The organism is Nocardioides sp. WG-D5 (genome assembly GCF_054031175.1).
The window spans coordinates 3,174,782-3,192,232 of the sequence record NZ_CM132928.1 but is presented as its reverse complement, the minus strand read 5'-3'; the positions used below and the strand labels follow the sequence as shown (position 1 = coordinate 3,192,232).

Annotated in this window: 18 protein-coding genes; 9 read left to right on the top strand and 9 right to left on the bottom strand. The window is 70.3% G+C overall.

Annotated elements, in window-relative coordinates; translation table 11 throughout:
* Genes ACWZJV_RS15585 through ACWZJV_RS15575 form a run of 3 tightly spaced genes read right to left on the bottom strand, consistent with a single transcriptional unit; the run spans nucleotide 1 to nucleotide 3,818 of the window.
* A complete protein-coding gene (locus tag ACWZJV_RS15585) occupies nucleotides 1–858 on the bottom strand; it encodes an HAD family hydrolase (protein ID WP_196875945.1) in 858 nt (285 codons plus the stop codon).
* Nucleotides 855–2,126: a serine--tRNA ligase gene (gene serS / locus ACWZJV_RS15580; RefSeq protein WP_457176969.1), complete on the bottom strand. Its 1,272-nt coding sequence runs from the start codon at nucleotides 2,124–2,126 to the stop codon at nucleotides 855–857. Before serS ends, ACWZJV_RS15585 begins: the two co-directional genes overlap by 4 nt.
* A gap of 51 nt (nucleotides 2,127–2,177) precedes the next feature.
* Complete coding sequence (locus ACWZJV_RS15575; protein WP_457176968.1) at nucleotides 2,178–3,818, bottom strand: calcium-binding protein; 1,641 nt, start codon at nucleotides 3,816–3,818, stop codon at nucleotides 2,178–2,180.
* Nucleotides 3,819–3,977: 159 nt separating this feature from the next.
* Here ACWZJV_RS15575 and ACWZJV_RS15570 point away from each other — a divergent pair, with 159 nt between their 5' ends.
* On the top strand, nucleotides 3,978–5,549 hold the full coding sequence (locus ACWZJV_RS15570; protein WP_457176966.1) for a diacylglycerol kinase family protein: 1,572 nt from the start codon (nucleotides 3,978–3,980) through the stop codon (nucleotides 5,547–5,549).
* 410 nt (nucleotides 5,550–5,959) lie between these two features.
* Here ACWZJV_RS15570 and ACWZJV_RS15565 read toward each other — a convergent pair whose 3' ends face one another.
* Nucleotides 5,960–6,370, bottom strand: a complete 411-nt coding sequence (locus tag ACWZJV_RS15565; RefSeq protein ID WP_307785708.1) for a DUF4446 family protein — start codon at nucleotides 6,368–6,370, stop codon at nucleotides 5,960–5,962.
* Between the two features lie 24 nt (nucleotides 6,371–6,394).
* Between ACWZJV_RS15565 and ACWZJV_RS15560 the strand changes: the two genes are divergently transcribed.
* The 8 genes from ACWZJV_RS15560 to ACWZJV_RS15525 all read left to right on the top strand — a co-directional run bounded on the left by ACWZJV_RS15560 (nucleotide 6,395) and on the right by ACWZJV_RS15525 (nucleotide 13,441).
* Complete coding sequence (locus ACWZJV_RS15560) at nucleotides 6,395–7,234, top strand: prephenate dehydratase (protein WP_008355931.1); 840 nt, start codon at nucleotides 6,395–6,397, stop codon at nucleotides 7,232–7,234.
* A 2-nt stretch (nucleotides 7,235–7,236) separates the two neighbouring features.
* Nucleotides 7,237–7,920, top strand: coding sequence for a nickel pincer cofactor biosynthesis protein LarB (larB, locus tag ACWZJV_RS15555; RefSeq protein ID WP_008355928.1), 684 nt, complete (start codon nucleotides 7,237–7,239; stop codon nucleotides 7,918–7,920).
* A complete protein-coding gene (larC, locus tag ACWZJV_RS15550; RefSeq protein ID WP_457176962.1) occupies nucleotides 7,917–9,107 on the top strand; it encodes a nickel pincer cofactor biosynthesis protein LarC in 1,191 nt (396 codons plus the stop codon). Before larB ends, larC begins: the two co-directional genes overlap by 4 nt.
* A 99-nt stretch (nucleotides 9,108–9,206) precedes the next feature.
* Nucleotides 9,207–9,809 (top strand): TMEM165/GDT1 family protein, encoded by a 603-nt coding sequence (locus tag ACWZJV_RS15545; protein WP_008355925.1) that lies wholly within the window; start codon nucleotides 9,207–9,209, stop codon nucleotides 9,807–9,809.
* A 24-nt stretch (nucleotides 9,810–9,833) separates the two neighbouring features.
* A complete protein-coding gene (locus tag ACWZJV_RS15540; protein ID WP_457176960.1) occupies nucleotides 9,834–11,033 on the top strand; it encodes an arginine deiminase in 1,200 nt (399 codons plus the stop codon).
* A gap of 62 nt (nucleotides 11,034–11,095) precedes the next feature.
* Nucleotides 11,096–11,467 carry a cyclic nucleotide-binding domain-containing protein gene (locus ACWZJV_RS15535; RefSeq protein ID WP_008355922.1) on the top strand — a complete coding sequence of 124 codons (372 nt, stop codon included), beginning with the start codon at nucleotides 11,096–11,098 and terminating at the stop codon, nucleotides 11,465–11,467.
* An 80-nt stretch (nucleotides 11,468–11,547) separates the two neighbouring features.
* Nucleotides 11,548–12,486 carry an adenylate/guanylate cyclase domain-containing protein gene (locus ACWZJV_RS15530; RefSeq protein WP_457176958.1) on the top strand — a complete coding sequence of 313 codons (939 nt, stop codon included), beginning with the start codon at nucleotides 11,548–11,550 and terminating at the stop codon, nucleotides 12,484–12,486.
* A gap of 82 nt (nucleotides 12,487–12,568) precedes the next feature.
* Nucleotides 12,569–13,441, top strand: a complete 873-nt coding sequence (locus tag ACWZJV_RS15525; RefSeq protein ID WP_008355918.1) for an AraC family transcriptional regulator — start codon at nucleotides 12,569–12,571, stop codon at nucleotides 13,439–13,441.
* A gap of 151 nt (nucleotides 13,442–13,592) precedes the next feature.
* On the opposite strand, the gene ACWZJV_RS15520 is transcribed toward ACWZJV_RS15525, so the two are convergent.
* The 5 genes from ACWZJV_RS15520 to ACWZJV_RS15500 form a co-directional block, all read right to left on the bottom strand.
* Nucleotides 13,593–14,531 (bottom strand): DUF5926 family protein, encoded by a 939-nt coding sequence (locus ACWZJV_RS15520; protein WP_008355916.1) that lies wholly within the window; start codon nucleotides 14,529–14,531, stop codon nucleotides 13,593–13,595.
* 9 nt (nucleotides 14,532–14,540) lie between these two features.
* Nucleotides 14,541–15,311, bottom strand: coding sequence for a glycerophosphodiester phosphodiesterase family protein (locus ACWZJV_RS15515; RefSeq protein ID WP_196875954.1), 771 nt, complete (start codon nucleotides 15,309–15,311; stop codon nucleotides 14,541–14,543).
* A gap of 105 nt (nucleotides 15,312–15,416) precedes the next feature.
* Nucleotides 15,417–15,797 (bottom strand): DoxX family protein, encoded by a 381-nt coding sequence (locus ACWZJV_RS15510; RefSeq protein WP_457176955.1) that lies wholly within the window; start codon nucleotides 15,795–15,797, stop codon nucleotides 15,417–15,419.
* Nucleotides 15,798–15,833: 36 nt separating this feature from the next.
* Nucleotides 15,834–16,550: an SDR family NAD(P)-dependent oxidoreductase gene (locus tag ACWZJV_RS15505; RefSeq protein WP_457176953.1), complete on the bottom strand. Its 717-nt coding sequence runs from the start codon at nucleotides 16,548–16,550 to the stop codon at nucleotides 15,834–15,836.
* Nucleotides 16,547–17,317, bottom strand: coding sequence for a hypothetical protein (locus ACWZJV_RS15500; protein WP_457176951.1), 771 nt, complete (start codon nucleotides 17,315–17,317; stop codon nucleotides 16,547–16,549). Before ACWZJV_RS15500 ends, ACWZJV_RS15505 begins: the two co-directional genes overlap by 4 nt.
* Nucleotides 17,318–17,451 lie beyond the last annotated feature (134 nt).

Here is a 17,451-nt window from a genome sequence, read left to right as displayed (position 1 = left end):
TCAGAACCAGCGGGAGAGTTCCAGCGCCGCGCCGTCGTCGGCGACGTGGGCGGTGACGGCGTCGGCGATCTCCTGGACGACCTCGGGAGCGTTGCCCATGGCGACACCGCGACCGGCCCACTCGAGCATCTCGACGTCGTTGCGGCCGTCGCCGATGGCGAGTACGTCGGCGGGTTCGAGGTCGAGCTGGTCGCAGACGTAGGCGAGGCCCGATGCCTTGGAGACGCCGACCGGGGTGAGGTCGAGCCAGGCGGTGTAGCCCACGACGTAGTCGATGCCGTGCAGGCCGAGCTCGCGCCCGAGGGCGAGGAAGTCCTCCGGGGTCGCGTCGGGGTCACGGATGATCACGCGCGAGACCGGCTCGGCGACCATCTCCTCGATCGGCGCGATCAGGTGAGCGCCGTCGAGCTCGCCCTCCGGGAACGGCCGGTTGAACCGGTAGCCCAGGCCGCGGTTCTCCACCGCGACCAGCACGTTCGGACGTCGTTCCAGGATCTTCTCGACGGCCGCGCGAGCATCAAAGGTCTCCTCGTGCACCACGTCGACCGGCGGGTAGCGGAGCACCACCGCACCGTTGGACGCGACGATCCACAACCGCTCCGCACCCTCGTCCGGAAGCCCGAGCAGGTCGGCGATCCCGGTCATCGAGTGGGCCGAGCGGCCCGAGGAGAGCACCACGTGCGCCCCGGCGTCGTACGCCCGGCGGACCGCATCACGCACCTTGTCCGAGAGCGCCTCGGAGGTCGTGCCGGTGCCCTCGATCCAGCGCAGCAGGGTGCCGTCGATGTCGAGCGCGACGAGCTTCGGGTGCCAGGCGGCCTCGCCCGGCCGCGCGGTGCTGCTCTCGGTCGTGCTCACTTCTGGACCGGCTCCAGGACCTCGCGCCCGAGCCACTTCTGCAGCGCCTTCGGCACCCGCACCGACCCGTCGGCCTGCTGGTGGGTCTCCAGGACGGCCACGATGGCGCGGGTGATCGCGGTCAGCGTGCCGTTGAGCGTGGCGACCGGGGTGGTGCCGCTCTCCGTGCGCTGCCGGATGTCGAGGCGGCGCGCCTGGAAGGTGGTGCAGTTGGACGCCGAGGTGAGCTCGCGGTACTTCCCCTGCGTCGGGATCCACGCCTCGCAGTCGAACTTCCGCAGCGCGCTCGGACCGAGGTCGCCCGCGGCGACGTCGATGACCTGGTAGGCCAGCTCGAGCTTGTCCAGGAACGCCTTCTCCCACTCGAGGAGACGCTGGTGCTCCGCGTACGACTCCTCGACGGTGGTGTAGACGAACATCTCCACCTTCTCGAACTGGTGGACCCGGATGATGCCCTTGGTGTCCTTGCCCGCCGAGCCGGCCTCCTTGCGGAAGCAGGACGAGAAGGCGGCGTAGCGGCGCGGCAGCGTCTCGGGGTCGAGGATCTCGTCGGCGTGGTAGGCCGCCATCGGCACCTCCGAGGTGCCGACGAGGTAGAGGTCGTCGTCCTCGATCTTGTAGACGCCGTCGTCGACCTGGTCGAGGAAGCCGGTGCCCTCCATCGCCTCCGGGCGCACCAGCGCCGGCGCGATGACCTGGGTGAACCCGGCCTCGCGGGCCTGCTCCATCGCCAGGTTGATCAGCGCGAACTCCAGCTCGGCGCCGACGCCGGTCAGGAAGTAGAAGCGGCTGCCCGAGACCTTGGCGCCACGCTCGAGGTCGATCGCACCGAGCATCTTGCCCAGCTCGACGTGGTCGCGCGGCTCGAAGCCCTCGGCCTCGAAGTCGCGCGGCTTGCCGACCTTCTCGATCAGGACGAAGTCGTCCTCACCGCCGGCCGGAGCGTCGTCGGCGAGGTTGGGGATGGCCTTGAGGGCCTTCTTCCACTCCTCCTCGGCCGCTGCCTGCGCGGCCTCGGCCTCCTTGACAGCCTTCGCGAGATCCTTGACCTCGGCGAGGAGCTGCTGCTTCTCCTCGCCCTTGGCCTGGGCGACCTTCTTGCCCATCTGCTTCTGCTCGGCCCGCTTGGCCTCGAAGTCCGCGATCGCCGCCCGCCGGGCACTGTCCGCGGACAGCGCCCGGTCCACCACGTCGGAGGACGCGCCGCGGCGCTCCTGCGAGGCACGTACGCGGTCGGGGTCTTCGCGGAGGATGCGCGGGTCGATCATGCGGCAAGGCTAGTCGACCGGGCCATCAGATCTCACTTCAGTAAGTGAGCGTCACGGAATGCGCACGCGCCGCTCGACCGAGGACGAGCTGTCCCGGCCGGTTCCCCCGTCGCCGTAGTCGCTACCGGTGCCGCCGTAGAGCTTGTCGGCGCCGCCGCTGCCGTAGAGCTTGTCGCCGCCGGCGTCTCCGTAGAGCCTGTTGGCCGACCCGTTCCCCTTGAGGACGTCGGCGCGCGTGGTGCCGATGACGTTCTCGACGTAGGTGATCTTGTCGTAGCCGGCGTTGGTGCGCTGCCGGGAGGTCGCCGCGAGCGACACCCGGACACCTACACCGACGTTCCGGTAGCTGATCGTGTCCGACCCGGCTCCACCGCTGACGACGTCGTCGCCATGGCCGGGCAGCACGGTGTCGTTCCCGTAGCCGGCCGTGATCGTGTTGCTGCCCGAATTTCCGGCGAGGCGGTCGGAGTACGAGGTGCCGATGATGTTCTCGGTCTGACTGACCGTCTCGTAACCCGAGCTGCCGGTGTTCTGAGCTCGGGTCGTGGCCAGGCTGATCTGGATCGGCCTGTAATAGCCCTTGTAGCTGATCGTGTCCGTGCCGGTCCCGCCGATCACGGTGTCGTTGTCCTTGCCCGGCCAGAAGGTGTCGTTGCCGCTCCCGCCGTCCAGCCGGTCGTTGCCGTTGAGCCCGTTGATGTAGTCGCTACCGCCGCCACCGAGGATCACGTTGCCGCCCAGGTCCCCGACGAGGTTGTCGGCGTACGGACTTCCGGTGAGGTTCTCGACCTCTTCGATCGTCTCGCGGCCGGCGCCGGCACCGTAGTAGGCAGGCTGCCCGAGATAGATGCGTACGCCGCTGGTCAGGTTGGCGTAGCTGACCGTGTCCACCCCGGAGCCGCCGGTGATCAGGTCGGTCCCGGCCCCGGGCGCGAACCAGTCGTTGCCGGCACGCCCGTCGATGATGCTGTTCCCCGAGCCACCGGTGAACCGGTCGGCGTAGTCGGTCCCCGTCAGCTCCTCGATGCCGGCGAGGGCGTCCGTGCCGAGGCCACCGGTCACCTTCGTCGTCGTCGCGACGATGCCGCTGGTCGCCTCGGCGTACGTCGCCTTGTCAGTCCCGGCTCCGCCGTCGATGGAGTCATCTCCCGCGCCCCCGGCGATGCGGTCGGCTCCATCCCCACCACGCAGGACGTCACCCTCTGATCCACCGGAGATGACGTCGTCGCCAACGCCTCCGTCCACCTCGTCCGAACCAGAGCCGGCGAGGACGATGTCGCCGCCCGCATCGCCGGCAAGCACGTCGTTGCCCGAGGTCTCCTCGATCAGGTCGTCGCCCTCGCCCGCACGGGCGACGTCGTCGCCATCTCCTCCGTTGAGCAGATCGCCATCAGATCCACCGATGAGCGTGTCGTTGCCGGCACCTCCGTAGATCTCCGCCCCGCCCTGACCGACGACGCAGATGGTGTCGTTGCCGCCCAGCCCACTCACGGTGGCACCTGCCGGGACGGCGATGACGTCGTCGAGTTCGGTCGGGGCCTGACCCTCTCTGACGTCGACGGTGACGGCCTTGCCGTCGCACTCACCTTCCGCCGCGGCAGCGGAGCCGGCGAGGAGGCCACCGACGCCGAGGGCGACGGCGGGGACGGACAGGAGCCCGAGAAGGGCGTACGAGGACACGCGAGAGCGCATGAGAGAGACCTCACAACGACGAGGGACCGAGGAATGCCGACGCCGACCCGAATCATGCGCGGAGAAGGAACAGTAACGCTCACAACCGTGCGCCGCCTCGGCTTTTGTCCAGGTCGTTCATTCACTGTGTGGAAGCCGTTTCGCGCATACTGACTCACCGTGCTTGACCTTTCGCGCCGTGCCCTGCTGCTCTGGGCGGCTTCGCTGTTCGCCCTGTGCGCCCTGATCGGGATCGCGGCGATCAACGCATGGCCGCCGGTCTCGACGTTCGACGAGCTCGGCCGCGAGGCAGCGGCGGTGACGGCGGAGCACGGCTGGATGCTCGGCTTCTGGCACGTCGTCGAGGTGGTCACCGAGTGGTACCTCCCGGTCGGGGTCGCCTTCCTGGTCGCCGCCGGGCTGTTCCGCAAGTATCTGCGCGCCGCGGTCTACGTGTTCGGCGTCGTGGCCGTCACCCTGGTCGTACGCCGTGGCCTGGTGCTGCTGATCGACCGGGACCGGCCGGAGTGGCAACTGTCGTCGTGGCTGCACGACTCGCCGGCGTACCCTTCCGGTCACGCGACCGGGATGGCGGTCCTGGCGGGCGTGATCGCGGTCGTCGTGACGATGTTCGTACGCCGCCGCGGCATCCGCCGCCTCGCCTACACGGGCCTCACGCTGCTGGTCGTGCTCGTCGCCGCGGACCGGGTCTTCCTCGGCCGCCACTACCCCTCCGACGTGATCGGCGGGATCGCTTTCGCCGCCGGTGCGGTCTTCCTCGGCATGGCGCTCTACACGCCGCTGCCCACCTCGCACGCGCTGGGGCGGCGGCCGCTGGTGGACTCGGTGCGCGGCAACCGGAAGATCGCGGTCGTCCTCAACCCGATCAAGGTCGAGTCGGTCGACCAGTTCAAGACCATGGTCACCACGATGGCCAAGGAGTCCGGCTGGAAGACGCCGACCTGGCACCTGACCACGGTCGACGACCCCGGCCGAGGGATGGCGCGCGCTGCCCAGGAGGAGGGCGCCGACCTGGTGCTCGTGTGCGGCGGCGACGGCACCGTGCGTGAGGTCTGCTCCGCCCTGGCCGGCACCGGCATCGCGGTGGGGATCGTCCCCGGCGGCACCGGCAACCTGCTCGCCCGCAACCTGTCGATCCCGCTCTACATCCGCGCCGCGATCGACGTCGCGCTCACCGGGCAGGACCAGGCGATCGACCTGGTCGAGGTCTCCGGCGACAACCTCGAGGACACCAACTTCCTGGTCATGGCCGGGATGGGCTTCGACGCCGCGATCATGAGCGGCGTCAACGAGGACATCAAGAAGAAGATCGGCTGGATGGCGTACGTTCTCTCCGCCTTCAAGAGCCTGATGTTCCCGGCGATGCGGCTGGAGATCTCCGTCGACGGCGGCGAGTTCACCAGGCACCGGGCGCGCACGGTCGTCGTCGGCAACGTCGGCTACCTCCAGGCCAACATGCCGCTGCTGCCGGCGGCCGCGCTCGACGACGGGCTCGTCGACGTGGTGCTGCTCTATCCGCAGCGGTTCTGGTCCTGGCTCCCGCTCGCGTTCCGGGTGCTGAGCAAGCGGCCGCGCACCGACAACCTGGTCAACCGGATGACCGGCGCCAGCGTCGTGATCCGGACCAACCACGACCAGCCCCGCCAGCTCGACGGCGACACCATCTCCGAGGGTCGGGAGCTGCGCATGACGTGCCTTCCGGGACGCCTGCTCGTCCGCGTGCCACGCTGAAACGCGGTCCCGATTCGGTCCCGAATCCAACGACACGCAGCCAAGCAGAAAGTCCCGGCAATCAGGGTCTAAGGTCCCGGATCAAGCGTATTTTCAGCGTGTTTGGGATCAATTTTCGTGCGACTCGATGGCGACTCGCGGGCACAGATGTCTTGTTGATCAGTAAATGTTCATAAGGTGTCTGACACGACTCGGCGTGAGCCGAGTCGGCGTCCCCGATCGGGCTCAGCCTGACTCCGGCCGGTGACGTGCAAGACCCACACACTGGTCGGAAATCCCCCGCGACCAGTGTTCGACTCCCGGGCCGTCCCACCCGCAGCCCGGGTTTGAAAACCGGCACGCTCGGAACGGTTCCCCCGCCACGCCCGAGCGTGCCGGCGTCGTTTTCGGCCCGATCCGGTCGCCTCGGATCAGCTCCTCGGCTTCGCCTGCTGGACCGCCTCGGTCTCCTCGGGCGACATCAGCTGGGACGACTCCCAGCCGCTGATGCTCTTCGCGTACGACCTCGCCTCGGTGCGGCCGTGGATCGAGGTGAGCACGACCCCGTCACCGTTGTCGTCGAGCAGGGCAAGGCACCAGCTCAGGTGGCCACCGGCGTCCCCGAACGCGTCGAAGCGCACCACCGCGAGATGGCGCAGGTTCATCGCCGACTCCGCCCGCAGGGCCGCGACCTCGGCACGCAGACCGGCCACATCGGTCGGCAGCGACTCGACGGCGGCGGGGTCGGGGCGGCGTACGTCCTTCGTCCTCTGCCAGGCCGCCCCGGCGAACACCAGGGAGGCGATTGCTGTCAGCAGACTGAGAATGGCAAGAGCGAGCACAACGGGCGAATCTAGACTGTCGCTGTGTCCGAGCCACATCGCATCGCCTATCAGGGCGAACCAGGGTCCAACTCACACATGGTCTGCCAACGGCACTACCCCGAGCTGGAGTCGGTGCCGTGCGCCTCGTTCGAGGACGTCTTTGCGACCGTCGAGGCAGGTGAGGCGTCGCTGGCGATGATCCCGATCGACAACTCCCTCGCCGGGCGGGTGGCCGACATCCACCACTTCCTCCCCGAGTCGAACCTGCACATCATCGCCGAGCACTACCTGCGGATCCGGTTCCACCTGCTCGGTCTTCCGGGCGCCCATCTCGACGACATCCGTACGGTCCACTCCCACGTCCACGCGCTGGGCCAGTGCCGCAACATCATCCGGGAGCACGGGTTCACGCCGGTCGTCTCCGGCGACACCGCCGGTGCCGCGCGCGAGGTCGTCGAGGCCGGTGACCCGACGATGGCCGCGATCTCCCCGCCGCTGGCCGCCTCGATCTACGGGCTCGACGTGCTCGCGACCGACATCGAGGACGCCGACCACAACACCACCCGCTTCGTGGTGCTCTCGCCCGACTTCATCCAGGCGCCCTCCGACCAGGGTCCGGTGGTGACCTCGTTCATCTTCAACGTACGCAACCTCCCGGCCGCCCTCTACAAGGCGCTCGGCGGCTTCGCGACCAACGGCGTCAACATGACCAAGCTGGAGTCCTACATGGTCGACGGGAAGTTCACCGCGACCCAGTTCCTCGCCGAGGTCGACGGCCACCCCGACCAGCCGGGGCTGAAGCGGGCCCTGGAGGAGCTGGCCTTCTTCACGACCGACGTGAAGCTGCTCGGGGTCTATCCCGCCGACCCGGCCCGGTTCTGAGGATGCCCGACCAGGAGACGACCGCGGACCTCGGGTTCGCCCGCGTGGACCTCGACCGTGAGCGGCGCACGGGTGACCCGGAGGTCGTGTACGCCGACGGCAAGACCCCCGAGCAGGTCGTCGCGATCCTGGCCCGGCTGCACCGTGCGCATCCCACGCGCGCCGTCCTGGCCACCCGGGTCTCGGCCGAGGCAGCGGCCCTCGTCGCCGCCGAGCTGCCCTCGGCGACCCACGACGCCGAGGCCCGGGCGATCACACTTGGGCCGCTGCCGGCCCCGCAGGGCCGGGTCTGCGTCGTGGCCGCCGGCACCTCCGACGGGCCGGTCGCGGCCGAGGCGGCACTGACCGCCCGGGTCCACGGCGCCGGCGTCGAACGGATCACCGATGTGGGTGTCGCCGGGATCCACCGCCTGATGGCCGTACGCGACCGGCTCGACGACGCCGACTGCCTGATCGTCGTCGCCGGGATGGAGGGTGCGTTGCCCTCGGTGGTCGGCGGGCTGGTCGGGGTGCCGATGATCGGGGTGCCGACGTCCGTCGGCTACGGCGCCTCCTTCGGCGGGCTGGCCGCGCTGCTGGCGATGCTCAACTCGTGTGCTCCCGGCGTGACCGTGGTCAACATCGACAACGGCTACGGTGCCGGGGTCGCGGCGGCAAGGATCGCCAGGCGGGCTCGGGCTCGATGAGGGTCGTCTGGGTCGACGCCTCCTCCGGGGCGTCGGGCGACATGCTGCTCGGCGCGCTCGTCGCCGCCGGGGTGCCGCTGTCCGTGATCGCCTCGGCGGTGGATGCAGTGGCTCCCGAGCCGGTGGATCTCGTCGCTGAACAGGTGAGACGTGGCGCCCTGGCCGCGACCCGGTGTCATGTCTCGATCGCGGACTCGACCCACCACCGCACCTGGACCGACGTCCGGGAGCTGCTCACCGGCGCCTCGCTGGACGGCGCGGTGCGCGACCTGGCGCTGCGGGTCTTCGAGCGCCTCGCCGTCGCCGAAGGGGCCGTCCACGGGATCTCCCCCGAGGAGGTCCACTTCCACGAGGTCGGGGCGCTGGACGCGATCGCCGACGTGGTCGGGGTCTGTGCCGGTTTCGTGCACCTGGGTGCCACCGACGTCGTGGTCTCCCCGGTCGCGGTCGGGTCGGGCTCGGTCCGGGCCGCTCACGGGACCCTCTCGGTGCCGCCGCCGGCGGTGGCACGGCTGCTCACCGGCGTACCTTCCTTCGCGGGGCCTCCCGGGCACCCGTCGATGGAGATGTGCACGCCGACCGGGGCCGCCCTGCTCACCACCCTCGCCACCTCGTGGGGTGACCAGCCGCCGATGGTGACCGGAGCCGTCGGGGTCGGGGCCGGAGGCAGGGATCCCGAGGGCTGGTCGAACGCGATCCGGCTGCTCGTCGGGGAGGCGGCTGAGACGCCGGCGGCAGATCGTGCGGCCGCCGAGCTCGTCATCGAGGCGAACATCGACGATCTGGAGGGCCGACTGATCCCGGGCGCGCTCGACGCACTCCTCGCCGCCGGGGCTCACGACGCCTGGGTCACGCCGATCCTGATGAAGAAGGGCCGCCCCGCCTACACGCTCCACGCTCTCACCCGCCCCGACGCCGCCGACGCGGTCCGGCGGGTGTTCTTCCGGGAGACCTCGACGATCGGCGTACGCGAACACGTGGTCGTCAAGTACGCCCTGCCCCGCGAGATCCTGACCGTGACCGTCGACGGACACCCGATCGCCGTCAAGGCCGCCCGCCTCGACGGCGAGATCGTCAACCTGCAGCCCGAGTGGGACGACGTCGCCCGTGTCGCCGCCGCGCTCAACCGCCCCGCGATCGACGTCCTGGCGGCGGCCAAGGCGCTGGCGGTTCGTCCAGGTATGTAGCCGAGCATCCGCATCCCTCGTGGAGTTCCACCAGGGGAGCGACTGTTCGCCTGCATACCTAGCTGAACATCCCGCCCCGCCGAGTGCGACCATGACCCCGTGGACATCACCGTCATCGCGCTGGCCTTCGCCGCGATCTTCGTCGTCGAGCTGCCGGACAAGACGTTCCTGGCGACGCTGGTGCTGTCGACGAAGTACCGGCCGATCTTCGTCTGGCTCGGCGTGGGCGCCGCGTTCGCGATCCAGACGCTCATCGCGGTGGCGATCGGTGGCGTGGCGACGCTCCTGCCGACCAGCCTGATCCACATCGTCGCCGCGCTGCTCTTCCTCGGCGGCGCGGTGCTCCTGCTCGTCGAGGGACGCCGCCACCACGGCACCGCGAGCGAGGAGGACGGCAGCGAGTTCGCCGAGAAGGCGAAGGACGTACGCGGCTTCCGCCAGGTCCTGGCCAGCTTCATGGTCCTCTTCGCGGCCGAGTGGGGCGACCTCTCCCAGCTGCTGAGCGTCTCGCTGGTGGCCCGCTACCACGAGCCGGTCTCGGTCTTCATCGGCTCCTGGGCCGCGCTGCTGACGGTGTCGGGGCTCGCGGTGCTGCTGGGACGTACGCTGCTCCGGTTCATCAAGCTGCACGTCCTGCACTACGTCGGAGCCCTCGTATGCCTCGTCCTGGGCATCCTGACGCTGGTCGAGGTGTTCGCCTGAGCGACCGTCGCCTAGGCTGCCGACATGGTTGAACTTGGCGCCGACAGCGAGGTCGGACGGCTGCGTACGGTAATGCTCCACCGACCCGGTAGGGAGCTGACCCGGCTGACGCCGCGCAACAACGACAAGCTGCTCTTCGACGGCATTCCGTGGGTGAAGCGGGCACAGGACGAGCACGACGCCTTCGCGGCCGCGCTGCGGGATCGCGACGTCGAGGTGCTCTACCTGACCGACCTGCTCACCGAGACCCTCGAGGTGCCCGAGGCCCGCAAGCTGGCGCTCGACAACGTGCTGGGCTCGCTCACCCTGGGCGATACCCTCCGCGACTACCTGAGCGGTGCCCTCGCCGACGCGGGACCGGCCGAGCTGACCGACCACCTGACCGCGGGCATCCGCAACGACGAGGTGCGCGGCGGCCACGGTCTGGTCACCAGCCTCCTCGCCCACGACGACTTCCTGATCGACCCGCTCCCCAACCTGCTCTTCACCCGCGACTCGTCCGTGTGGATCCGCGACCGCGCGACGGTCACGAGCCTGGCGATGCCGGCCCGCAAGCGCGAGACCGCGCTGACCGAGCTGATCTACCAGTTCCACCCGCGGTTCCGGTCCAGCCCCCGGCTGCACGGCTCCCACCTCGAGCACGTGGAGGGTGGCGACGTGCTCCTGCTCGCGCCCGGCGTCGTCGCCGTCGGGGTCGGCGAGCGTACGACCCCCGCGGGTGCCGAGCGGCTGGCGCGCCAGGTCTTCGCGGAGGACCTCGCCCACACCGTCCTCGCCGTGCCGATCGCACAGGAGCGCGCGACGATGCACCTCGACACGATCGCCACGCTGGTCAACACCGACAAGATGGTCATCTACCCCAACGCGGTCGACTCGCTGGTGGCGTACGCCGTGACGCCGTCGGGCGAGTCCGACCAGGTGGACATCGCCGCCCCGCGTCCGTTCCTCGAGGTCGCGGCCGAGGCGATGGGCATCGACAAGCTCCACCACGTCGACACCGGGCTCGACCCGGTCGCCGCCGAGCGCGAGCAGTGGGACGACGGCAACAACACCCTGGCACTGGCGCCGGGCGTGGTCGTCGGCTACGAGCGCAACACCCAGACCAACGAGGCGCTGGAGGCCGCCGGGATCGAGGTCATCGCGATCGCCGGCTCCGAGCTGGGCTCCGGCCGGGGTGGTCCGCGATGCATGAGCTGCCCGATCGCCCGGGACCCGCTGGGATAACTCGCCAGTAGGAAAGTCGTTGTCCTTGTGACCGTCCCCACAGCCGACCGAAGGAAAACCTCGTGACCGAGTCGTTCTTCTCCATGTTCACGCCCAAGGAGATCGCGCACATCAGCGCCACCGGCACCCGCGTGCATCTGCCGGAGGGCTGGTCGCCGATCTGGGAGGACACCCCGCCGGACAAGGCCTACATCATCCTCGACGGCACCGTCTCGGTCCGCCGGGACAAGGAGGAGATCGCCCAGTGCGGTCCCGGTGACATCATCGGTGAGGCGGCGATCATGCGGGGGTCGCTGCGGACGGCCTCCATCGTCGCCCTCACGCCGCTCGACCTGATCCACCTCAGCGCCGACAAGCTGCAGCAGCTCTCCGTGGAGATGCCGTCGTTCGCGAGGGCGCTGGACAAGGTCGCCAAGGACAGGTTCGGCTCCTGACGCTCGACGACCAGACCGACGAGGGTCTCGACCACGGCCGCAGCCGTGAGGCCGACATCGAGCTGGCCGAAGCGCTGGCCGTGGTCGAGTCCTTCGTCCTCGGACAGACGCCCACACTGACCCGCGCCGACGTCGCGGGCGCGGTCGGCGTGCCCATGGAGGTCGCCGAGGACCTCTGGCACCACCTCGGCTTCCCGCACGCGGGCGACGACGAGATCGCCTTCACCGAGGCCGACGTCGAGGCGCTGCGGATGACGCAGGAGCTCGTACGTCTCGGGGTGCTCAGCGAGGACCGGCAGGCCGCTCTCGTGCGGACCTGGGGGCGCTCCTACGCCCGCCTGGCCGAGTGGCAGACGTCGCTGCTCGCCGAGGTCGCCCGCGAGCGGGGCGGCGACGAGGTCGAGGACCTGGTCGCGCTGACCGCGCAGGTGCTGCCGCTGGTCGAGTCGCTGCAGGACTACGTCTGGCGCCGCCACCTGGTCAGCGCGGCCCGCCGGATGCTCACCGTCGCGGACGCGTCCGCGGTGCCGCTGGCGGTCGGGTTCCTCGACATCGTCGGCTACACCGCCCGCTCCAAGCGGCTCAGCGACAAGGAGCTCGTCGACTGGGTCGAGGAGTTCGAGGACACCTGCTCCGACGTCGTCGTCGAGCACGGCGGCCGGGTGATCAAGTATCTCGGCGACGGGGTGTTCTTCACCTTCGAGGACGTCCCCTCCGCCGCTCGGACGGCGCTGGAGCTGGCCGCGCTGGGCGAAGACCGCGACAGCGCGTTTCCCCACGTCAGAGCCGGGATCTCCTACGGCGACGTGGTGCTCAGGCTTGGCGACGTCTTCGGCCCTACGGTCAACATCGCCGCCCGCCTCACGACCGTCGCCCGACCCTCGTCGGTGGTCGTCGACGAGCACGCGGCGGCGGCGCTCGAGGACGTCGACGGCTTCCAGGTCGAGAAGATGCGGCGGGCGAGCGTGAAGGGCTACTCACGCCTGCAGGCGTTCCGGCTGCGGTCCACATCGGATTGAACCCGCCCGACTGAACCGGGCCAGAAAAGTCGGGCCCGGAGGGGTGCTCCCGAGCCAGGCTTGACGGCGACAGGAGGACCACATGATCGGCACGCTCAACACCCTGGTCGACCTGGTCGAGGCCGAGCTCGACGACGGGCTCACCGGCGAGGTGGACGTGGCTCGGGTCGCTCGCGACCACGGCACCACCGAGTACCACCTGCGCCGGATGTTCTCGGCGCTCGCCGGGATGCCGCTGTCCGAGTACGTCCGCCGCCGGCGGATGACCCTGGCCGCGGCCGACCTCGTCGCCGGTGCCCCCGACCTCCTGGAGGTCGCGGTGCGCTACGGCTACGGCTCGACCGAGGCGTTCGGGCGCGCGTTCCGTGCGGTGCACGGTTCGGCTCCGGCCGACGTACGCCGGTCCGGTGGTCCGCTACGCACACAACCCACGCTCAGGTTCCGCCTGAGCGTCGAAGGGAGCACCCCGATGGACGTCACCATCAACGACATGCCCGAGCTGCGCCTGGTCGGCCACGCCGCCAAGGTCCCGCTGATCTACGAGGGCGTGAATCCGCACATCCAGGCACACATCGCCTCGCTCGAGCCCTCGGAGCACGTCCGGCTCAAGGAGCTCAACGACACCGACCCGCGCGGCATCCTCGCGGTCACCGACTCCCCGTCGCCCGATGCACCGGAGGGGACGATGATCACCTACCTGCACGGGGTCGCGGTCACGCCGTCGGCCTCGGTGCCGGAGGAGCTGGATGCCATCACCGTGCCGGCAGGCTCCTGGGCGGTCTTCGCCGCCAGCGGCCCGCACCCGGAGACGCTGCAGCGTCTCTGGGCCGCGACCGCGACCGACTGGTTCCCGTCGAACCCGTGGCGGCTCCGCCCCGGACCGTCGGTCCTGCGCTACCTCGAGCTCACCGAGACGTACGCCTCGTGCGAGCTGTGGTTGCCGGTCGAGCGGTGACCACGCTGGTCGAGCCGGATTCGTGAGGAACGAACGAATCCGTGTCGAGACCAACACGGTCCCGTCGAGCGCGTCAGGACTGTGTTGGTCTCGACACGCCTCCGCCTAGCGGCTCCGAGGTCTGAACGAAGTGGCCTTCGACCAGCGGGGATCAGCGGATGGTGACCTGCCGGTTCGCGAGCCCGGCGCGGGCCGAGCGGACCTCGGGGGTGATCTCGGAGTCGTCGGCGAGCGCCTCGTCGAGCAGCTTCTTGAACGCCACCGCCGGCTCCTCGAGCGCCTCGGCGCCGGTGCCGACCGGCAGGTCCCAGACGGGGGCGAGCAGGCCGTGGGCGCGGAACATGCCGACGAAACGGGCGTCGGGGACGATCACGTCGTCGCCGGCCACGTGCAGCCGCGCGAGCGCGGTGAGCAGGGCGTCCTCGGGCTCGGGCATGACCCAGCGCAGGTGCTCCTTGGAGCCCACCGAGGTCCAGTACGCAGCCTCGACCGAGGTCAGCCGCTCGGTCGGCAGCACCGACTCGTTGGCGTGCTCGAGGGCGTGCTCGAAGTCGCCCTTGTCCTCGACGTCGGCGAGCCACCAGTCGAAGCCCTCGTGGACGGTGACGTCCAGGGACGAGTTGGTGACGATGTCCTGGAGCCGCGGGCCCTCGCCCGGCGCGGAGGTGAGGCCGAAGATGCCGGACTCACCCGCGGCGCGGCTCTCCAGAGCCTGGAGCAGCGCCGCGGCGACGTCACGCGACACGTCGCCGTAGTTGTGCTGCACCTGCAGCCCGGCCCAGACCTCGCCCGAGTCGCGCGACATCGCCGGCGCGGCGCCGGGCAGCAGGGTGCCGAGCGTGACCGGGGTCGACTCGTAGCCCTTCACCTGCAGCGACACCGTCGCCGAGGGCACCAGCTCGCGCAGCGCGACCAGGTCGCACTCGCCGGGCAGGCCCTCGAAGGGGCGCCCCACGAACGCGCCGCCGGCGGCACCGTGGCACGCCTTGTAACGCTTGCCGGACCCGCACGGGCACGCCGCGCGCGGGTTTGGACCGTCCGTCGGGGCCGCAGCCGCCTGACGGTTCTTGACTCGGGACTTCTTGGCCACGTCCGAACCCTAACGGCCGAGCAGCTCCAACATGAACCCCGGACGATCCGTGATGACCGCGTTGACCCCGAGGTCGAGGCAGAGCTTGAGCTGCTCCTCGGTGTTGACGGTGTAGACGTGGAGGTTGCGCCCCTTCGACGCGAGCCGCCGGGCGAGCTTGGGGTGGGCGGTGAGCATCTCGATCCCGGCGCCCAGCCACCAGTCCTCGCCGATCGCGTGCCGCAGGAGCGACCAGTTGGCGGCACGGTCGATGAGCTGGACCAGAGGTACGCCGGGGGCCAGCCGCTCCACCCGCTGCAGCGCCGTGAAGGAGAAGCTCATCACCCGCACCGGGCTGCCCGGACCCGCCCAGCCGAAGTCGTTGAGCACGTCGACCAGCCGCCCCTCGGTGAGCCCGCCGTAGCGCGTCGGGTGCTTGGTCTCGATCGCCATCTCGACGTGCCGGGGGTAGTCCCGCACGACCCGCAGCAGCCGGTGCAGCGTGAGCACACCCCGCATGTCCCGGTCCGGCGGCTCGTCCTCGCCCTCCCAGAACCCGTTCTTCCAGGCCGCGAAGTCGATCGCCTGCAGCTCGGCGAGGGTCATCTCCGAGACGAGCCCACGCGCGCCGATCCGGCGCAGGTGCCGGTCGTGGACGCAGACGAGGTGACCGTCCATCGTCAGGCGCACGTCGCACTCCAAGGCGTCCGCACCCGCATCCAGGGCTGCGACGTACGCAGCCAGGGTGTGCTCCGCGATCTCATGACTGGCGCCGCGATGCGCGACCACCTGGGGCCTCATGAGGAGATTGTGGGCCATCCGGCAAGCCCCGTCGCGCGACACGAGCGAGATGTAACCAAGGTCGCGATCAATGGTCACATCCGCTCGTGCCCGCAGCGGAACTGCCTAGAACGGCACGACCTCGAGCCGACCGAACGCGACGAAGGCCGCCAGCCCCCAGAAGACGAGATCGCCGTAGAAGGCGCCCCACTCCCGGCGGATGATGCGGGTGGTCGCCGCGCCGGTCATCAGCAGCACCAGCCCGAGAGCGGCCAGCGGCACCAGCCACGTCGCGGTCCCGGTCACCGGGGGCAGGATCAGCCCGGCGGCGGCCAGCACCTTCATCACACCGATGACCTTGAGAAAGCCGTCCGGGAAGTCATCGGCGTAGCGCCAGCCGTCGAAGGCGTTGCGAAAGCGCTCCTTCGAGAGCACCAGCATCGCCACCCCACCGGCCAGGAACCCGGCTGCCAGAAAGATGGTCAGGATCCACAAGATGATGTTCATGCCAACCAGGACGACGTACGCCGCCGTCCTGTGACATCACCGCCCGCCGGCCACCCGGAGCGTGGTCGCGGTGACGTAGGAAGCCTTGTCGCTCATCAGCCAGGCGACCGCCTCGGCGACCTCGTCGGGCGAGGACGCGCGGCCGAGCGGGATCTGGGGAGCCATCCGCTCGATCCGGCCGGGGTCGCCGGTCGCGGCGTGCAGGTCGGTCTCGGTGAGTCCGGGGGCGACCGCGACGACCCGGATGCCGAGCGCGGCGACCTCGAGCCCGAGGCCCTTGGTGAGCGCGTCGATCCCGGCCTTCGCGGCGGCGTAGTGGACGTACTCTCCCGGCGATCCCAGGGTCGCGGCACCCGAGGAGATGTTGACGATCACGCCACCCTCGGCGAGCGAGGACACCGCCGCGCGGGCGACCAGCGTGGGACCGACCAGGTTGACGTCGTACGTCCTCCGGATCTCGTCCGCAGGAGTGTCGACGAGAGGGGCGTAGCGGTAGGTCGCGCCGGCGTTGTTGACCACGCCCGTGATCGGCCCGGCGGCCTCGAAGAGCGAGGCGATCCCGGCGTCGGTGGTGATGTCCGCGGCCACGATCTCGCAGGAGACCCCGAGGGCCCGGATCTCGTCGCGCGTCGCCGTGGCAGAAGCCTCGTCGGACAGATAGCCGAGCACGAGCGAGTGGCCGTCAGCGGCGAGCCGACGAGCGATGGCGGCGCCGATGCCGCGGGTGCCTCCGGTGATGAGCGTCCGTTTCACACCCGAAGGGTGTCACGCAGCCTCCACGCCACCAACGCCAGTGCCAGGACACCGGCGAGGGCCCATCCGGCGGGGTAGTGCACCGCGGGCTCGTTCCAGCGCTCGTGGAAGTACACCAGGTGCGAGGAGAGCAGCCCGGCGTCGACGGAGCGCCCCTCCTGGATGAGTACGCCGATGGCCACCAGCACCGTCAGCAGCGTCTGCATCGCCCAGCCCAGGATCCAGGCCGGCACCCAGGCGACGACGTCGACGGCGCGGCGTACGGAGGTCACCAGGACGGTCACCAGCGCGGCGGCCAGCAGCGCGTCGATCACCGACGACGGCAGGTCACCGGGGAGCATGCCGTCCAGCCAGAGCGGTACGCAGACGGCCGGCGCTGCCAGCATCGGAGCCCGCAGCACGCACGGCCCGAGGCTTGCCGCGATCCCGGCGGTGAGACCCGCGACCGTCGTGATCGCGGCGATGACGATCAGGTGGCTCAGCATCCTCGGGTTGGTCGCCGCGGGTCCCGCGGCGAGCGTCAGCCCCAGCAGCGCCGCACCCACGACGCCGGCGCCGGCCAGTGTCGCGCTGACCAGCCGGCGGTCCGGGCGCAGGCCGGCGGCGAGCCCGCCGAGCGCGGCGGCGAGCAGCGTGAAGGAGACCAGCTCGGCGACCATCGGGGCGAGCAGGAGCGGCTGGGGCTGGACGAGCTGCGGGAGAAACCCGACGCCCCAGCCCGCGGCCGCGCCCGGCGGAACCATCCACAGACGCGTCCGTTCAGTCATGCCGTCCACGGTGACAGCCGCAAGGTGAGACCAGGCGGCGAGCCGGGGAACACCAGCCCAACGTCAGGTGGCACGACCGTGGCGATTCATCACCAATGGGGGTGATTTCTTATTGCCGGGCGCCGAAGTGGAAT

Bases quoted from the DNA above. Each gene is read 5' to 3' on its own strand.
- ACWZJV_RS15525 (WP_008355918.1), top strand. From the start codon at position 12,569: ATGATCGGCACGCTCAACACCCTGGTCGACCTGGTCGAGGCCGAGCTC.
- ACWZJV_RS15510 (WP_457176955.1), bottom strand. From the start codon at position 15,797: ATGAACATCATCTTGTGGATCCTGACCATCTTTCTGGCAGCCGGGTTC.
- serS (WP_457176969.1), bottom strand. From the start codon at position 2,126: ATGATCGACCCGCGCATCCTCCGCGAAGACCCCGACCGCGTACGTGCC.
- larB (WP_008355928.1), top strand. From the start codon at position 7,237: ATGCCCGACCAGGAGACGACCGCGGACCTCGGGTTCGCCCGCGTGGAC.
- ACWZJV_RS15500 (WP_457176951.1), bottom strand. From the start codon at position 17,317: ATGACTGAACGGACGCGTCTGTGGATGGTTCCGCCGGGCGCGGCCGCG.
- ACWZJV_RS15575 (WP_457176968.1), bottom strand. From the start codon at position 3,818: ATGCGCTCTCGCGTGTCCTCGTACGCCCTTCTCGGGCTCCTGTCCGTC.
- larC (WP_457176962.1), top strand. From the start codon at position 7,917: ATGAGGGTCGTCTGGGTCGACGCCTCCTCCGGGGCGTCGGGCGACATG.
- ACWZJV_RS15540 (WP_457176960.1), top strand. From the start codon at position 9,834: ATGGTTGAACTTGGCGCCGACAGCGAGGTCGGACGGCTGCGTACGGTA.
- ACWZJV_RS15515 (WP_196875954.1), bottom strand. From the start codon at position 15,311: ATGAGGCCCCAGGTGGTCGCGCATCGCGGCGCCAGTCATGAGATCGCG.